Source organism: Pararhodonellum marinum (assembly GCF_015354735.1).
GTDB classification, from domain to species: domain Bacteria; phylum Bacteroidota; class Bacteroidia; order Cytophagales; family Cyclobacteriaceae; genus Pararhodonellum; species Pararhodonellum marinum.
In genome coordinates this window covers 1-1,723 of sequence record NZ_JACEFJ010000035.1, presented here as the reverse complement: position 1 = coordinate 1,723, position 1,723 = coordinate 1, and the positions used below count along the sequence as shown (strand labels likewise).

The following is a 1,723-nucleotide window of genomic DNA, read 5'->3' as shown; positions in this document are numbered from 1 at the left end:
GCTATCAGGCCACCCAGGCGGATATCGATGCGGGAACCACTTTGGTAAACAGCGTTTCGGTAACCACTGACGAAGTTCCGGGACCCACGGAAGACACGGCAGAAACCACCATTGCCCAGACTGCGGGACTGACGGTAAGCAAAACAGTGAATCCGACCAGCATTTCGGAGCCGACTCTTTTACAGTACACCATCAATATTCAAAATACGGGGAATGTAGCCCTTACCGGACTGAATGTAACCGATATCTTACCTGACGGCACCACGGCCACACTCACGGGTTCACTGGCTGATATTCCGGTTGGAGGAAGCAGGGAACTGACCACCACGTATCAGGCCACTCAGGCGGATATCAATGCGGGAACCCCTTTGGTCAACACTGTTTCAGTGACTACCGTTCAAGTTCCGGGCCCAACAAATGACACGGCAGAAACCACCATTGAACAGAATGCGGGGCTGACGGTCAGCAAGACGGTGAATCCTACCAGCATTTCCGAACCGACCTTACTGCAGTACACGATTACCATTGAGAATACGGGTAACGTAGTCTTGAGCGGACTTCAGTTGACTGATATCTTACCTGACGGCAGCACGGCCACACTCACGGGTTCACTGGCTGATATTCCAGTTGGAGGCAGCCGGGAACTGACCACCACTTATCAGGCCACCCAGGCGGATATCGATGCGGGAACCACTTTGGTCAACAGTGTTTCGGTGACTACCGCTCAAGTTCCGGGCCCAACAAATGACACGGCAGAAACCACCATAGAACAGAATGCTGGACTGACGGTAAGCAAAACCGTAAACCCGACCAGCATTTCGGAACCTACCTTACTGCAATACACGATTACCATTGAGAATACCGGTAATGTTGTACTGACGGGACTGAATATAACCGATATTCTGCCGGACGGCAGCACGGCCACACTTTCGGGTTCGCTTGCTGATATCCCCGTTGGAGGCAGCAGAGAGCTGACCACCAGCTATCAGGCCACCCAGGCGGATATCGATGCGGGAGCCACTTTGGTCAACAGCGTTTCGGTAAGCACTGACGAAGTCCCCGGCCCAACCGAAGACACGGCAGAAACCACCATCAGCCAGACTGCGGGACTGACGGTAAACAAAACAGTGAATCCGACCAGCATTTCGGAACCTACCTTACTGCAATACACGATTACCATTGAGAATACCGGTAATGTAGTCTTGACCGGACTGAATGTAACCGATATCTTACCTGACGGCACCACGGCCACACTCACGGGTTCACTGGCTGATATTCCTGTTGGAGGCAGCAGGGAACTGACCACCACGTATCAGGCCACCCAGGCGGATATCGATGCGGGAGCCACTTTGGTCAACAGCGTTTCGGTAAGCACTGACGAAGTCCCCGGCCCAACCGAAGACACGGCAGAAACCACCATAGAACAGAATGCTGGACTGACGGTAAGCAAAACCGTAAACCCGACCAGCATTTCGGAGCCGACCTTATTACAGTACACCATAACCATAGAGAATACAGGTAATGTAGTTCTTACCGGACTTCAGGTGACCGATATCTTACCCGACGGCAGCACCGCCACACTGACGGGTTCACTGGCTGATATTCCAGTTGGAGGCAGCCGGGAGCTGACCACCACGTATCAGGCCACCCAGGCGGATATCGATGCGGGAACCACATTGGTCAACAGCGTTTCGGTAACCACTGACGAAGTTCCAGGACCCAC

Annotated in this window: 1 protein-coding gene; it reads left to right on the top strand. The window is 53.3% G+C overall.

Annotated elements, in window-relative coordinates; genetic code table 11:
- A partial coding sequence (locus H1A14_RS22985) for a DUF7507 domain-containing protein (protein WP_194778661.1) occupies positions 1 to 1,723 on the top strand: 1,723 nt, incomplete at both ends.